The organism is Allobosea sp. 2KB_26 (assembly GCF_052115715.1).
GTDB lineage: Bacteria > Pseudomonadota > Alphaproteobacteria > Rhizobiales > Beijerinckiaceae > Allobosea.
In genome coordinates this window covers 176,807-191,960 of sequence record NZ_JBFRHE010000006.1, presented here as the reverse complement: position 1 = coordinate 191,960, position 15,154 = coordinate 176,807, and the positions used below count along the sequence as shown (strand labels likewise).

The window sequence follows — 15,154 nt, the reverse complement described above, 5'->3', positions numbered from 1 at the left end:
CGTCCGTATGTCAGCGCCCTGTGAGGGCGGGTAGCTCAGTGGTAGAGCACGTGACTTTTAATCATGTGGTCGAGGGTTCGATCCCCTCCCCGCTCACCAAAAAACACCCCTATATCAAATAGATAAAGCGAATTGACCGCATTTCGTTCGGCCTCAGCGGGGCCAAACATATGTTGGCATCGATTTGCTGCTACCGTGGGCTCTGTGGATCCACTCACTCAGGCAATGGCGAGATCACGCCCGTATCGGGCTCAGATCCTGCTGCCAGACACGCACGTGGGTGGTCCTTGGACAAGATGTGGCGTGGTGTTGAGGCCGCGATCGAGCGGCTAGCTCACGCCACCTCGATTCGAATGTGACGATCGCATTGAGGGTCCCTGCGGGCGACACCGCCGTCTTGGCGTGCCAGGGCGTGCTGGGTATAGCTAAAACTATGGACATGAAATGGCGTACCCTCTCTTCCAGGACATTGCTGAAAGATCGCTGGATTGACGTCAGGGCGGATGAGTGCCTGACGCCGACAGGGCACAGGGTCTCGCCCTACTACGTACTCTCTTATCCCGATTGGGTTCAAACGGTCGCGATTACGCCCTGCGACCAGCTTGTTTTGGTCCGCCAGTACAGGCACGGCGCGGCGGATACTTTCCTCGAGCTGCCAGGAGGGACGATGGACGAAGGCGATCTCGACCCGGGGCGATCAGCTGCACGTGAACTCGAGGAGGAGACCGGCTATCGCGCGAAGGAGTTGCGCCTCGTTTCTTCGCTCTTCGCCAACCCAGCCACCCAGCCGAACAGAGTCCACGTCTATCTTGCAACGGGTGCAGAGTTGACGGGGAGCCGGAAACTGGACGCCAGCGAAGAGGGGATGAGCGTTCATCTTATGCCCGTGCGGGAGATCCTGGATCGGCTACACGATGGGATTCTCAAGCATTCGCAACACGTTTCCGCCCTGCTGCTCGCCCTTTCTGTCTCTGGGCATCTCGCGCTTGGTTCTCCCAGATCAGCCCCTCTGAATTTGAGTATCCGCTAGCAAAACTGGCGCCGAAGCAGGCGGACATTATCTCGGTAAGCGTCGAGAAGGAGCGCCTGGACGCGCCCGTCCTGCAGCACGAATTCACTGCTGGCTCATTCCGGTGAGCACTTCAAGGACGGACGCCGCCGACTTCATCACCCCCCTCAACCCCCTTGTCCACGGCGCCGTGCGATTGGACTGCGCTCGCGGCCGTCCAGCTCGATCGGGTTAGGTTTCGTCGAGGCAGACACATCCCTGACCGCGACAGCAGCAGTGCGCCCTGGGATTGCGGTCCGAGCATCGTCCTCGCAAGCTTACTTGACATGGCCAATATCAATATCATTATCGATATTGATGAACGCACTCATTCCCAACCAGATTCGCAGGCCCCGTGACGTCGTCTACGAGTCACTGAAGCGACAGATCATGCTGAATGAGCTGCGCCCCGAGAGCGCGCTCACCGAGCTCGGCATGGCGCGTGAGCATGGTTGCAGCCAGGGCACGATCCGCGAGGCGCTCCTGCGCTTGCAGGAAGACGGGCTCGTGACGCGCTCGGGACACCGCGGCACGATGGTCACCAGGCTCGACCCGGAGGAGGCGGAGGAAATTCTGGCTCTGCGCCGCCGGATCGAGATCCGTGGCGCCTTGCGGGCGGTACAGCATGTCGAGCGCGGCGGTCTGGAGCGGCTCTACGCCATACAGGCCGACATGGATGCTGCCGCTGCAGCCGGCGACGAATACGCCCTCATCATCCTCGACATGGCCTTCCACCTGACGATCTTCCGTCTGTCGGGACTGGACGCGCTCGAGCAGATCCTGACCCGCTGCACCCTGCATTCGCACCGCTCAAAGCTCTGGGCTCCGGGACATCGCCGCCCGCTGACTGAGACCGCGACACGCCACCGCTTGCTGATCGCCTTGCTCGAGGCTCGCGATGGCGAAGGCCTGTCGCGGGCGATGGCGGAGCATATCGATACGATCGTCCTGCGTGACGGAGCCGTCTGATGAAGATCTGGGTCGACCCGCAGATGCAGGTGATTCTGGAGCGGCTGCGCGCTGGTCCCGCCTTCGATTTCCGCTCCGCGCCGATATCCGAAGCACGCGCAACCGTCGATGCGGCAACATTGCCGTGGAGCGATGGCGCTCCGGCCATCCCGGCAAGCGATCTGGTCATTCCCACGGATGCCGGCGCGATGCGCGCGCGGCTTTACCGGCCCGAAGGCGCGCAGGCAGCGTCCGTCATCGTCTATGCCCATGGCGGCGGCTGGACCTTCGGCTCGATCGAGACCCATGACGGCACGATGCGCAATCTCGCGGTGGCAGCGGGCTGCGCCGTGCTGGGCGTCGATTACAGGCTCGCTCCGGAACACCCGTTTCCAGCGCCGCTCGACGATCTCCTGGCCAGCATCGCCTTCGTTGAACGCGGCGGCCTGGGCACGCCCATACCGGCGGAGCAGATCGCGATCGCCGGCGATTCCGCCGGCGCCAACCTGGCGCTGGCAGCCCTGCTGCGCCAGCGCGACGAGGGCTTGCCGCCGCTATCCGCCGCGGCATTGTTCTACGGCTGCTACGAGCCTGACTTCTCGACGGCGAGCCATGCGGCCTTCGGCGGCGGCGACTACCTGCTCACCAGCGCCAACATGCGTTGGTACTGGAGCAATTTCCTTGGCGACGAGCCGGACGAGACGAAGAGTCTGGCCGCACCCGCCCGGGCAGCGCTTGCCGGCCTGCCGCCGCTCTATCTCTCCGCCGCAGGGCTCGATCCGCTGCGCGACGACACCATCCGGCTGGCCCAGCGCCTGGGCGAGGCCGGTGTGTCCTTCCGTTTCGACCATGTTCCCGGCGTCGTGCACGGCTGCCTGCGCATGAGCAGGGAACTCTCGGCCGCCGCCGACATGATCGCGGCTGGCGGCCGCCACATTGCCAATCACCTCAACGATAAAAAAACCGGAGGAAACCAACCATGGAACGCAGGACTTTCATCAAGTTAGCGGGCGCCAGCGCTCTCGCCAGCCCTCTTGCCCGCCCGGCCATCGCCCAAGGCACCACAACGGTGCGCTGGTGGTATCATTTCGACAACCCGCAGCATTCGCCGGCCGAGCTTATCGCCAAGTTCGAGGCAGCGAATCCCGGCATCAAGGTCCAGGCCGAGAGCATCCCCTGGGGCGGTGGAAACGACTACCAGACCCGGCTCTTTGCCGCCCTCGTCGCGGGCAATGGACCCGACTGCGCGATGGTGCGGTTGTCCTGGGCTGCGCGCTTCCAGCAGATGAAGGCGCTCTCCCCGATCGATGACCTGATCGCCGGCTGGGACGGGCGCAGCGACATTGCGGACAACATCTGGAAAATCAACAGGGGCGCCGACGGCAAGCAATATTACCTGCCTCTGCAATATGTCGTGCTCTATCTCTATTATCGGCAGGACCTGTTCGAGCAGGCGGGGCTGAAACCGCCGGGAACCTTCGATGAATTCCGTGCGGCGGCCAAGGCCCTCACGAAGGGCGATGTCTCGGGCTTCGGCTTGCGCGGCGGCGCAGGTGGCTTCGATCACTGGGGGCCGTTCGTGCTCGGCGGCGGCGCCAATTTCGAGAAGGGCGGAATGGTCAGCGACAAGGCGCTCGCAGCCAACCGCTGGTTCGTGGACCTCACCGTCAAGGATAAGGTGGTGCCGGCCTCGGCCCCGACCGACAGCTTCCGGCAGATCGTCGATACCTTCAAGGCCGGTAGGACCGCCATGACCATCCACCATGTCGGCTCGGCCAACGAGATCGTCGGCGTGCTCGGCGACAAGGTTTCGGCTGTGCCGGTCCCGCGTGGCCCGGACGGCAAGGGCTGGACCTATTTCGGCGACGAGTCCAACGCCGTCTTCGCCGCCAGCAAGGCCAGGGAGGCGGCCTTCAAATGGTGCGCCTTCCTCTCCACGGCCGAGAACAACGTCGTGCTGAACAAGTTCACCGGGCAGTTGCCGATCGCGACCTCGGCGGCCAAGGACTGGACGCTGCACCCCAAGCGCTTCGTCGATGCGAGCGCGGCCTCACTGCCATTCGCGGCCTCGCTGCCGGATTCGCCCAAGACGCCGGATTTCATCGCCCGGATCTGGCCGGCCAACATGCAACGGGCGCTGCTCGGCCAGATCCAGCCTGACGAGATGATGCGCGCCATCGAGCAGCATTTTCACGGCTGACGGGATTGGCGGCGGCCGGGCCCCCGGCTGCCGCCTCCAGCCCTCGCTTCGACAGGTTTGAATCGTGACTTCGCTTACCCTCGCGCACAGGCAGCCTCTCGGCCGCAGCCTGACGCCCTTCTGGTTCCTTCTGCCGGCGATCCTGGTCACAGCGGGCGTCGTCCTGATCCCCGTCGCGCAGACGGCCTGGCTCAGCCTTCAGGATTACCTGCTCTACGATCCCGACAACGCCCGCTTCGTCGGACTGGGTAACTTCGCCAGGATCGCGCGAGACGAGGTTTTCTGGATATCCCTGGGCCAATCCTTCATCTGGATCATTGGCGTGGTCGGCCTGCAATTCCTGCTCGGGCTCGCCGCCGCCCTGCTGCTCAACCAGAGCTTCTGGTGGCGCGGACTGGCGCGTTCGCTCGTGATCATTCCCTGGGCGCTGCCGAGCGTCATCATCGGGTTGATGTGGACCTGGATGTACGACTTCAATCTCGGCGTCATCAACGACATCGCGATGCGTCTCGGCCTGATCGCTGCACCGATCGCCTGGCTGGCGCGGCCCGATACCGCACTCTACGCCATCATGCTGGCGCTGATCTGGCAGGGTTTCCCCTTCTTCGCCGTCACCATTCTGGCCGGCCTGCAGACGGTGCCGGCCGAACTCTATGAGGCGGCCGAGATCGACGGCGCCACCGCCCGACAGCAGCTCTTCTACGTCACCCTGCCCTCGATCGCCGATGTCATCACGACCGCACTGTTGCTGCGCACGATCTGGGTCGCGAACTCGCTCGACGTCATCCTGGTCATGACCGGCGGCGGACCGGGCTACGCCACCCATACCCTGCCGCTCTACGCTTTCCTGCGCGCCTCGAGCAGCATGGAATTCGGCTATGGCGCGGCGCTCGCGCTGATCCTTACCGCGATGCTGCTGGGTGTGGTCTATCTCTATGTCAGGCGGGCGGCCCGAGGCATCGAGACATGATCGAACGCCGCACCAGAATCCGGCGCGTCCTGGAGGTGGAGCTTCCCGTCCTCCTCATCGTTCTCTTCGCGCTCGGCCCCTATGTCTGGATGATCCTGACCTCGCTGAAGCCCCAGGCGGAGCTTTCCGCCTGGCCGCTCCACTACTGGCCACGGGACGCGACACTCGAGCATTACCGCGATCTGATTGCCCGCACGAGCTTCGCCGGCAGCCTCGGCAACAGCCTGATCATTGCGGTCGGCGCCAGCGTGCTCGGCCTCGGTGTCAGCATCCCCGCAGCCTACGCCTTCTCGCGCTTCCGCTTCTCCGGCCGGCGGGGGCTTTTGACCGGGTTCCTCGTCATCAACATGTTCCCGGTCGTGCTGCTCATCATCCCGCTCTTCCTGATGATGCGCCGGCTCGGGCTGATCGACACCTATCTCGGCGTCATTCTCGGTCATTCGACCTTCTCGATCCCCTTCGCGATCTGGATGCTGACGAGTTATTTCAATGCGATCCCCAAGGATCTCGACGAAGCGGCGATGATCGACGGCGCCAGCCGCCTGCAGACCATCCGCCTCATCATCCTGCCCCTGCTGATGCCCGGCGTCGTCACGGCTGGCATCTACATCTTCATCACCTCCTGGAACGAATACCTCTTCGCGATGATGCTCTCGGGCCAGGCGGTGCGCACCGTCACGGTCGCGCTCCAGCTCTTCATCGGCGAGTTCACCATCCAGTGGGGACTTCTCACGGCCGGCGGCACCCTGATCGCGCTGCCGGTCACCTTCCTCTTCCTTCTGGTGCAAAGGCGGCTCGTGGGCGGGCTCACGGCCGGTGCGGTGAAATCATGACGACAAATCCGATCGGGGTTATCTCGATGTTCTATGCGCGGCCCTTCACGCGCGAGCATTTCGGCTGCTTCCAGCGGATGAAACGGGCCGGAGCCGATGTCGTCGAGCTGCTGGTGCCGGAGCCGGGTGAGCTCGATTTGGTCGAGACCCGCGCTGCCATCGCCGATGCCGGCCTCTCCTGCGTGCTCGCCGCCCGGGTCAACCTCAACCGCGACCTTGCCAGCGGCGATGCCGGCGCCCACCACGCGGGCATCACCTATCTCGAAACATGCGTCGATGTTGCCGCAGCTCTTGGCGCAGCCATTGTCGGAGGGCCGCTCTATGGCGCGCCCCTCGTCTTCGCCGGCCGAGCTCCCGCCCCCGTCGACGACGATGAGCGCAAGCGCCGCATCGACGCCATCGTCGCCGGCCTGGCGCAGGCTGGGAAGCGCGCCGCCGACTCCGGCATCCAGTTCGGCGTCGAACCGCTCAACCGCTTCGAGACCGATATCTGCAATACGACCCGTCACGCACTCGAAATCGTCGAGCGCGTGGACAATCCCGCCATCGGCGTGATGCTCGATACCTTCCACATGAACATGGAGGAATTCGATCTCTCCGATGCCATCCGGCAGGCAGGATCGAAACTCGTGCATTTCCAGGCCAACGAGAACAATCGCGGCTTCGTCGGCTCCGGGCATATCGACTGGCCGGCGATCGCCCGTGCGCTGCGCGACGTCGCCTATCGCGGGCCGATCGTGCTCGAACCGTTCCGACGCCGCGACGAGCGAGCCGGCACTCCCCTGGCCCAGTGGCGTGCGCCCAACGAGAACGAAGACGAACCGCTGGCCGCCAGCGTCGCCTTCCTGAAGGCCGCCCTCGCATTCGCCGGGAGGACGGCATGACTGGTTCCAGGACAGGCGCGCTTCGGGTCGGCTGGATCGGCTGTGGCGTCCACGCCAACGAAATGCTGCTGCCGCAGCTGACGCGGCATGATGTCGAGATCACAGCGCTCTGCGACACGGATGAGGCGCGGTTGAATACCACCGGCCGGCGCTACGGCGTCCCCGAGGCCGGCCGCCTGCGCGACTGGCGTAGCCTGCTGTCCCGTGACGATCTCGACGCGGTCGGCCTCGCGGTCGGTCCTGCCCTGCATCACGAGATCGGATTGGCAGCGATCGCACGCGGCTTGCCGCTCTTCATCGAGAAGCCGCCGGCCCCAACGGCGCGACAAGCGGCCGAACTGGCCGAAGCGGCCGCACGCCGCAAGGTGCCGGTCGTGCTCGGCTTCATGAAGCGCTATTCGACTGCCAACCGCATTGCCGCCAACGTCATCCGCACGAAGGAGTTCGGCGATACCGCGAGCTTCCTCGGCGAGTACATGACCGCGCCGACCTATTTCGCGGGGAATCCGGATTATTCCGGCTTTTACCTGCATCATTGCGTGCATTATTTCGACCTCGTGCCGCACCTGATGGGCGAAGTCGCGAGCGTGAGCGCGAGGCGGCACGAACTGGCGCCGGGCAAGCTGCTGCTCCATGTCGATTTCCGCTTTGCCAATGGTGGCATCGGCACCCTGGTCTTGGGCACGCATCAGTCGCGCGGCACGCCGATGGAATGGTGGCAGGTGATGGGCGACCATACCCGCGTCGAGGTCCGCAATGTCCATGAAGTGCGCTATTTCAGAGCGCCCCCCTTCAAGGTCTCACGGGCCGAGGCCAGCCTGATCGATGGCGAAGACACCTTGGTCTGGGAGCCGAATCTGACGGCCGCCGCCAACGAGGACCACAAGGGCTATCACGCGCTTCTCGGCGACTTCGTTCGTGCGGCACGCGGCGAGCCGACGACCGCACCGAACGCGGCCGATGGCGCTGCCGCCATGGCGCTGCTCGAACAGGTCGTCGCCGAGCGTTGAGTCTGCTTGCGCCCCCTTCGGGACGCTGCGCCTCTGCGCCTGGGAGCCTGCTAGGGGGCGAGGAGCGGCCGGATGCTGGATAGGTTCTCGATCGTGTGGGCGAGATGTTGCCGCAGCCTCTCGGCCGCCTCCTCCTGGCGGCCGGCGGCCAGGCTATCGAGAATGGCGAGATGCTCCTCGCATTGCCTCCGATAGCGTTTGCGGTCGAGCATCGAACGATAGGACAGCAGCCGGCGGATGCGGTTGATCCGTCGGATCGTCTCCAGAAAGAACGGATTTCCGGAGCCGGCGACGATCGTCTCGTGGAAGCGGACACCGCGTTCGTGGAGCGCGTCCGCGCTGTCTGTCTCGATCGCTCCGTCGAGGAGCCTCCGCTCGGCAGCCCTGCAAGCAGCGATGCTCTCGGGCGCAAGATGATAGCCGGGTTCGAGCAATGCGGCAGGCTCCAGCGCCAGCCGCAGACGGTAGGTCTGCTCGAGGCTCTCCGGGGTGGTGAGAACCGGCGTGAAGCTCCAGCCATAGCCGGCGCGGCGCTCGGCCCAGCCCTCCTGGCTGATCCGCGTCAGGACTGCATGGAGTTCGGCACGGGTCAGTCCGTAGCTGTCCCTGAGATCGGACTCGGTGACGTGTTCGGACAACCGGCCGCGCAGATGATCATCGGCGATGCGGAAATAGGCCTTCGTGACGCCGTCCTGCTCGGCGAGGCCAAGGGCTTCGCCGGAGGGAGGCGTCCCCTGAGCGACAAAATAGCCGCGATTGTGCTCGTGGCTCAGGACGCCCTTGTCGGCAAGCAGTTGCAAGGCCTGACCGACGGGAAAACGCGACACGCCGAAACGCGTCGCGATATCCTGTGAGCGCAGATGTGTCCCGGCGCCCAGATGCCCCTCTCGGATCTGATCGAGAATCTGAGCTGCGAGCGGGATCGCCAGGTCTCGTCTCCCACTGCCTGCCATCGTCCCAGCCCTGCCGGCGCGAGCGCCCCCGACAGTGGCTCTAGGTGATGACACGTCTCGCAGGCAAGGTGCCTATTTCACCAGACCGATCGTGCGCAGGATGTCACCGACCCGAACCTGCTCTTTCCTGAGGAAGGCTGCGAAGGGCTCCCCGGCAAGATAGTAGTCGTCCCAGCCGCGCGCCTTCAGCAGCGCTTTCCACTCGCCGCTCGCAACCATCGTATCGAAGAGCTTCGTCAACTGAGCCTTCTGTTGGGCGTTGATGCCCGGCGCAGCCATGACCGCTCGCCAGTTGACCACCTCGACATCGTAGCCGAGTTCCTTCAGCGTCGGCACATCGACGCCGTCCAGCCGCTTGCCCGAGGAAATGGCCAGCGCGCGCAGCTTGCCGGCCTTGATCTGGCCCTCGAACTCGCCATAGCCGGAAACGCCAGCCGTGACACGGCCTCCGAGCATGGCCGCAAGCGCCTCCCCGCCACCGGAGAATGCGACATAGTTGACCTTGCCGGCATCAGCGCCGGCCACCTTCGTCACGAGCGCAGCAAGAATATGGTCGGCCCCCCCGGCCGATCCACCGGCCCAGGTTACTCGGGCGACGTCGGACGTGATCGCGGCGAGGAAGTCCTTCATCGACTTGTGTGGAGACGTCTCGGGAACGACGATGACCAGCGGATCGCCGGTGAGACGCGCAAGCGGCGTCACCTGGTCCAGCGTGACCGGCGACTTGTTGGTCAGGATCGCCCCGACCATGGTGATGCCGTTGACCAGGAGCTGGTTCGGATCGCCCTTGGCACCGTTGATGAACTGGGCAAGCCCGATCGTGCCGCCGGCACCGGTGACATTCGTGACCTGGACGCCGCGGACCGCCTTCGTCTCGGTCAGCACCTGCTGGATCGAGCGGGCGGCGCCATCCCAACCACCGCCTGGCCCGGCGGGTGCGATGATCTTGAGTTCCTGCGGCGGCGTCTGGGCCGTCGCCAGTTCTGGCGTCATCGCCATCGCGGCAAGCAGGCCCGCTGCGAAAATTCTGCCGATGGTCATCTCGATCCTCCCCGATCGTGTTGGATTGGGCGCGGTTGCGCCGGTTACGCCCGCGCTTGGCCGGGCAACTCTTCGCCGCTGACGGTGAAGGACGTGGCGGGTGCCGTCAGGTGGCGCCCGAGGATCAACGGAATGATGCCGCCGGCGCGCAGCGTCGCGCATTCGAGCGCGGTTTCGACGGCGGCGCGCAGAACAAGCGATTGGGCATGCCCAGCCTTGCGATGGAGCCTTGCCGGAACCTCGCAGCGCGGAAGGATGGCGTGCGGCATGGCTTCGATCTCGATCATGTCGCCTGGCGCAAGCGCCAGCGCTTCCACGCCCTCCCCGGCCGAGAGCGACAGCGGCAGAATGCCCATCCCGATCAGGTTGGACCGGTGGATGCGCTCGAAACTCTCAGCCAGAACGGCCGCGACACCGAGCAGGCCGAGCCCCTTGGCCGCCCAGTCGCGCGATGAACCGGTGCCGTACCGCTCACCCGCGACGACGACCATCGCCTCTCCTGACTGGCGATAACGGTTTGCCACCCGCCAGAGCGGCAGGGTCTCGCCGCTCGGAACATGGATGGTCGAGCCGGGCGCGATGCGCGGCGCGAGACGGTTGACGACCGTGCGATTGGTAAAGAGGCCACGCAGCATGACCTCCCAGTTGCCGCGCCGCGAGGCATAGACGTTGAGGTCCTGGGCATCTTCGCCCTGTGCGATCAGCCATTGCGCTGCCTCGCTCTCGGACGGGATCTGGCCTGCGGGCGAAATGTGATCGGTCGTGATGTCGTCACCGAGCACGATCAGGGGGTGGGCGCGATAATGGCCGAGCCGGCCTGGCTGATCTGCGCGGGCGAAGGGGGGCGGGCGCAGATAGGTCGATGACGGATCCCAGGGGAAACCCGCACTCGCCGGAGCATCGAGTTCCTTCCAGCTTCTACTCGCAGAGGCCTGCGCAAACGCCTGAGCGAAATCGACGGGATCAAGCGCTCGCGCAAACGCGGAATCGATCTCGGCCCCGCTCGGCCAGAGTGCCGCCAGGTCGACAGGAGTTCCCTCGGCCGTGGTCGTGAGAGTGCCCTTGGTGATGTCGCGATCGGCATCTCCCGCCAGCGCATAGGCGACGACCAGCGCCGGAGAGGCCAGGAAGCCGGCGTCGATCTGGCCATGGACGCGGCCGGGAAAGTTGCGGTTGCCGGAGAGGATCGCGACAGGCAAGACCGTGCCCGCGCGGACCGCTTCATCCATTGCGGGGAGAAGTGGGCCGGAATTTCCGATGCAGGTGGTGCAGCCGTAACCAACGATGCCGAAGCCGAGCGCTTCGAGATCCTCGAGCAGGCCAGCGCGCCGAAGATAACGCTCAGCCGCGGATGAACCGGGTGCGAGTGATGTCTTGACCCAGGCTGGACGCTTGAGGCCGAGTTGGCGCGCCTTGCGCGCGACCAGGCCCGCGGCCACCAGCAACCGCGGATCGGATGTATTGGTGCAGCTTGTGATCGCGGCAATCGCAATGGGAAAGCGTGGCAACCCGGTCGCGACCGACTTCGGCTGCGGCATGGCTTCGAGCGCGGGGACCACCTCCTGCGGCGCGACCAGATCCTGCGGCCGGCGGGGGCCGGCGAGACTGATCGAGATCTCCGCCAGATCGATCTCGACGATCTCGGTAAAGCGTGGTTGCGCCTGCGGGTCGAACCAGAGCGTCTGGACCCGGGCGTAGTCAGAGACGAACGCGATATGATCCGGTTTGCGGCCCGTCTGAGCGAGATAGGCCAGCGTCGCTTGATCGATCGGGAAATATCCGGTCGAGGCGCCGAATTCCGGTGCCATATTCGCGATGACGGCGCGCTCACCACCTGACAGTGTCGCAGCCCCTGGCCCAAAGAACTCGACGAATGCGCCGGCAACGCCCTGCGCACGGAGCCGTTGCGTCACCGTCAGCGCAAGATCCGTCGCACTGACACCTTCACGCAGGCGGTTGATCAGGCGCACGCCGATCACCTCGGGGATGCGCATCATCACCGGCATGCCGAACATCACACTTTCGGCCTCGAGCCCGCCGACGCCCCAGCCGAGGACGCCGATGCCGTTGATCATCGGGGTGTGGCTGTCGGTGCCGATCAGCGTGTCCGGGACGGCCCAATGTCGACCGTCGATGGTCTGGGTCGTCACGACCGTCGCGAGTTGCTCCAGATTGATCGTGTGCATGATGCCGGTGCCGGGCGGATGCACCCGGACCCCGTCAAGGGCCTGCGTCGACCATTTGAGAAAGCGGTAGCGCTCGCCGTTTCGCTTGTATTCCCGTTCGAGATTGACGCGCATCGCGTCCGGCGACGCCGAAAGATCGACGCCGAGCGAATGATCGACCGAGACGTCGACCGGAAGGATCGGGCTGAGGCCCCTGGGATCACCGCCGCTTTCCGCGATCGCGTCACGCATGGCGGCGACATCGACCAGCGCGGGCGTGCAGGTCGTGTCGTGCATGAGAACACGCCCTGGCAAAAAGGCGATCTCGGCATCCGAACGCCCGCCCGCGAGCCAGGCGCGAAAGCCCTGCAGCACCGCTTCGCGCTCGTCAGCTCCCATGGGCTGCCGAATGACGTTCTCGGCGAGAATGCGCAGGACATGCGGCAGGCGAAGGAGATCGGCCCCCAGATTCGCCTGCAAGTCCGCAACCACATAGTCGCGGCCGGCAAGGCGGCTTGTCCGGGACATCAAGGACGGGTTCGGAACCATGCCCAATAATGCATATTGACGACTATAAATGCAATACCGCTGACCGTGCCTCGATCGTCACTGAGCGTCCAGACGTTGCGGGCGCTGCCCCACCCGACAGCCCTTCCAGTCGCTGGAGCCGGCGGCCAGCAGGGCACCGCGCCAATCGCCGCCGCCATTTCCGTGCAGGACGCACCAGGCGCCCCGTGAAGCCACCGCTTCCGCGCCCGGCGCCTGGACTCCGGTCATGGACAGATCAGGCAAGCTGAGCCAGGGGCCGGCACCGGTGAAACGTGGCATGCGGCAGCCCGAGAATTGACCTGCGCCGCGATCAGGCTCGGGCAGGATCACTTCTTGCAGGCCACGAGGCAGAGCAGCTGGAACAGAACCTGCGCCGCCACTTGCGCGGTATTGGTGGTCGGGTCGTATTGCGGAGCAACCTCGACGACGTCACCGCCGATGATGTCGATGCCTGCGACGCCACGCAGGATCTCGAGCACTTCGCGCGGCAGGAGGCCTCCGACTTCGGGCGTGCCGGTACCAGGGGCGAAGCCCGGGTCGAGGCTGTCGACGTCGAAGGAGACATAGACGGGCCCAGAACCGACAACGGCCTTCGCCCTCTCGATCACCGCTGCAAGCCCCATGGCGCCGATCTCCTCGGCATGGATCACGGTCATTCCGGAATCGAAGGAGAACTCCCAGAGATATTCGCCGCCACCCCGGATTCCGATCTGGATCGTCCGCGTGGGATCGAGCACGCCGGCGAGGACCGCTTCCCGGAACGGGCCACCGTGATGGAATTTCGAGCCTTCATAGGGTCCTGCGGTGTCGCAATGCGCGTCGATATGGATCATGCCGACCGGGCGCTTGGCGCCCAGTCCCTTCAGGATTGAGCCGGTGATCGAATGATCGCCACCAACCGAGAGCGGTATCGTCGCGGTTTCGCCGATCATACGGTAGCAAGCTTCGATATCTGCATGGCAATCAGCCAGGCTGTATCGACTGCTGAGCGCGATATCTCCAACATCGGAAACGCGTAATCTGCCGAGCGGCGCAACGCGCAGCACATGCTCATACGGTCCGATGCGCTCGACGGCGCGGACAGCGCGGGGCCCAAGCCGGGCGCCGGCACGGTTGGTCACGCCCAGGTCCATCGGCACGCCAATCAATGCGACGTCGAGCCCGGCCAGTTTTTCAGCCGAGAGCCCGTCCGCCAGAAAGGGAGCGTCGAGGAAAGTTGCCGGATCGGCGAACGGCCATTTGCGCCGGTCCGCGCCCTGAAAAATGGTGTCCGCGACGGCCTTGAAATGAGGATCGTGCATCTCGCCACCGCCGGCCGAAGCGTAGCGCTGGCGCAAGCGGTCGAGGGCGGCATTGTCGAAGGGCATGGCAACCTGCAGGGAATGATGCGGAAGCCCGGAAGGCTGGCAAAAGAACGAGGCGGCCGGAACGGCGAAAAGGCACGCGGCCCTATAAGCGAAACTGAATAGCGCCCCCCTTTGCCTCCTCTCGGGGGCGGGTGGACGCGCGGGTCAGGCGGCCGCAGGCCTGCCGGTATGGCTGCGTAGAACCAGCTTCGATGATATGGTGCGGGCGCGATGCTGGAACTGGATCCTTATCTGCTGCGCGCCTTCCTGACCGTCGCTGAAGTCGGAACGGTCAATGGTGCCGCCTTGTCGCTGAACCGCACACAGGCGGCGGTCAGCATGCAGATTCGCAAGCTTGAAGAACTGCTCGGCAGCGACCTGTTCGAGCGCTCGTCGAAGGGGCTTGGGCTGACCAATAACGGCGTCCTGCTCACGCCCTATGCCCGCGAAATCCTGAGGCTCAACAGCGAGATCGGAAAACGCCTCAACGGCAAGATGATCGAAGGGCGGGTCCGACTCGGGGTCGTCGAGGATTTCGCCGCGACGCGTCTGATTGAAATCCTGAAAGCCTTTCGCGACCAGAACCCCAAGGTCGACATCGATATCATCGTCGAGCCCAACAAGCGCCTTGCCGCGATGTTCGAGAACGAGAAGCTCGACATCGTGGTCTGCGACACGACCCGGCTCAACCGCAAGCCGACCCTGGTCTGGTCCGACCAGCTGCTCTGGGTCGTGCGCTCGGACATGGTGATCTCGACGAGTTCGCCATTGCCCATCATCATGTTCGAGGAATCCTGCCCCTGGCGCACGCCTGCGCTGGCCGCACTGTCGGGTCATGACCTGCAGTGGAAGATCGTCTGCGAAGCTTCAACGCTGGTCGCCATGGCGACGGCCGTGCGCGTCGGCATTGGCATCGGCCCGATGATCGCGGCGACGATCCCGGAGGATTGCCGGGTGCTCGACCATGCCGCCGGACTGCCTGAGCCGGTCGAGGTCAGCATCGGGCTCTATTCACGGACCGGCGCACCGAGCGAAGCGCGTTACCTCTCGGATTTCATCGCCCAGCAGAGCGACCTGCGCCGCCCCTGAACCGGCTCCGGCATTCACGCCCGCTTATAGCCGGACAAGCATTTTCGCCCTACCGCCGCGGCCTGCTTGCGAGTGCAATTGTGCCTCTGAACGGCTCGGGAGCCTGATCGTCCCGCAC

At 64.9% G+C, this 15,154-nt stretch carries 14 protein-coding genes and 1 tRNA gene; 10 read left to right on the top strand and 5 right to left on the bottom strand.

The features are described 5' to 3' along the window. Positions 1-24: 24 nt before the first annotated feature. The 9 genes from AB4099_RS18285 to AB4099_RS18245 all read left to right on the top strand — a co-directional run bounded on the left by AB4099_RS18285 (position 25) and on the right by AB4099_RS18245 (position 7,893). Positions 25-99: transfer RNA gene (locus AB4099_RS18285), tRNA-Lys, on the top strand. 340 nt (positions 100-439) lie between these two features. Next, positions 440-1,030 carry an NUDIX hydrolase gene (locus AB4099_RS18280; RefSeq protein WP_441479076.1) on the top strand — a complete coding sequence of 197 codons (591 nt, stop codon included), beginning with the start codon at positions 440-442 and terminating at the stop codon, positions 1,028-1,030. Positions 1,031-1,366: 336 nt separating this feature from the next. Continuing rightward, positions 1,367-2,017 carry a GntR family transcriptional regulator gene (locus tag AB4099_RS18275; protein WP_441479075.1) on the top strand — a complete coding sequence of 217 codons (651 nt, stop codon included), beginning with the start codon at positions 1,367-1,369 and terminating at the stop codon, positions 2,015-2,017. Next, positions 2,017-3,003 (top strand): alpha/beta hydrolase, encoded by a 987-nt coding sequence (locus tag AB4099_RS18270; protein ID WP_441479074.1) that lies wholly within the window; start codon positions 2,017-2,019, stop codon positions 3,001-3,003. Before AB4099_RS18275 ends, AB4099_RS18270 begins: the two co-directional genes overlap by 1 nt. Continuing rightward, complete coding sequence (locus AB4099_RS18265) at positions 2,976-4,196, top strand: ABC transporter substrate-binding protein (protein ID WP_441479073.1); 1,221 nt, start codon at positions 2,976-2,978, stop codon at positions 4,194-4,196. Before AB4099_RS18270 ends, AB4099_RS18265 begins: the two co-directional genes overlap by 28 nt. 64 nt (positions 4,197-4,260) lie before the next feature. Beyond that, on the top strand, positions 4,261-5,166 hold the full coding sequence (locus AB4099_RS18260; RefSeq protein WP_441479072.1) for a carbohydrate ABC transporter permease: 906 nt from the start codon (positions 4,261-4,263) through the stop codon (positions 5,164-5,166). After that, entirely contained in the window at positions 5,163-5,999 is an 837-nt protein-coding gene (locus AB4099_RS18255; protein ID WP_441479071.1) for a carbohydrate ABC transporter permease, read from the top strand. Before AB4099_RS18260 ends, AB4099_RS18255 begins: the two co-directional genes overlap by 4 nt. Continuing rightward, positions 5,996-6,883, top strand: coding sequence for a sugar phosphate isomerase/epimerase family protein (locus AB4099_RS18250; RefSeq protein ID WP_441479070.1), 888 nt, complete (start codon positions 5,996-5,998; stop codon positions 6,881-6,883). The genes AB4099_RS18255 and AB4099_RS18250 overlap by 4 nt, the downstream gene beginning before the upstream one ends. Next, complete coding sequence (locus tag AB4099_RS18245) at positions 6,880-7,893, top strand: Gfo/Idh/MocA family protein (RefSeq protein ID WP_113512635.1); 1,014 nt, start codon at positions 6,880-6,882, stop codon at positions 7,891-7,893. Before AB4099_RS18250 ends, AB4099_RS18245 begins: the two co-directional genes overlap by 4 nt. Before the next feature lie 50 nt (positions 7,894-7,943). Here the strand turns inward: AB4099_RS18245 and AB4099_RS18240 are convergent, their stop codons facing one another. The 5 genes from AB4099_RS18240 to AB4099_RS18220 form a co-directional block, all read right to left on the bottom strand. Next, a complete protein-coding gene (locus AB4099_RS18240; protein WP_113512637.1) occupies positions 7,944-8,846 on the bottom strand; it encodes a GntR family transcriptional regulator in 903 nt (300 codons plus the stop codon). 72 nt (positions 8,847-8,918) lie between these two features. Then, on the bottom strand, positions 8,919-9,887 hold the full coding sequence (locus AB4099_RS18235; RefSeq protein ID WP_441479069.1) for a Bug family tripartite tricarboxylate transporter substrate binding protein: 969 nt from the start codon (positions 9,885-9,887) through the stop codon (positions 8,919-8,921). 44 nt (positions 9,888-9,931) lie between these two features. Then, complete coding sequence (acnA, locus tag AB4099_RS18230; protein WP_441479068.1) at positions 9,932-12,580, bottom strand: aconitate hydratase AcnA; 2,649 nt, start codon at positions 12,578-12,580, stop codon at positions 9,932-9,934. 78 nt (positions 12,581-12,658) lie between these two features. Beyond that, on the bottom strand, positions 12,659-12,829 hold the full coding sequence (locus AB4099_RS18225) for a hypothetical protein (RefSeq protein WP_441479067.1): 171 nt from the start codon (positions 12,827-12,829) through the stop codon (positions 12,659-12,661). Between the two features lie 98 nt (positions 12,830-12,927). After that, entirely contained in the window at positions 12,928-13,968 is a 1,041-nt protein-coding gene (locus tag AB4099_RS18220) for an agmatinase (RefSeq protein ID WP_441479066.1), read from the bottom strand. A 210-nt stretch (positions 13,969-14,178) separates the two neighbouring features. Here AB4099_RS18220 and AB4099_RS18215 point away from each other — a divergent pair, with 210 nt between their 5' ends. After that, positions 14,179-15,036, top strand: coding sequence for a LysR substrate-binding domain-containing protein (locus AB4099_RS18215; RefSeq protein ID WP_441479065.1), 858 nt, complete (start codon positions 14,179-14,181; stop codon positions 15,034-15,036). The last annotated feature ends 118 nt before the right edge of the window (positions 15,037-15,154 follow it).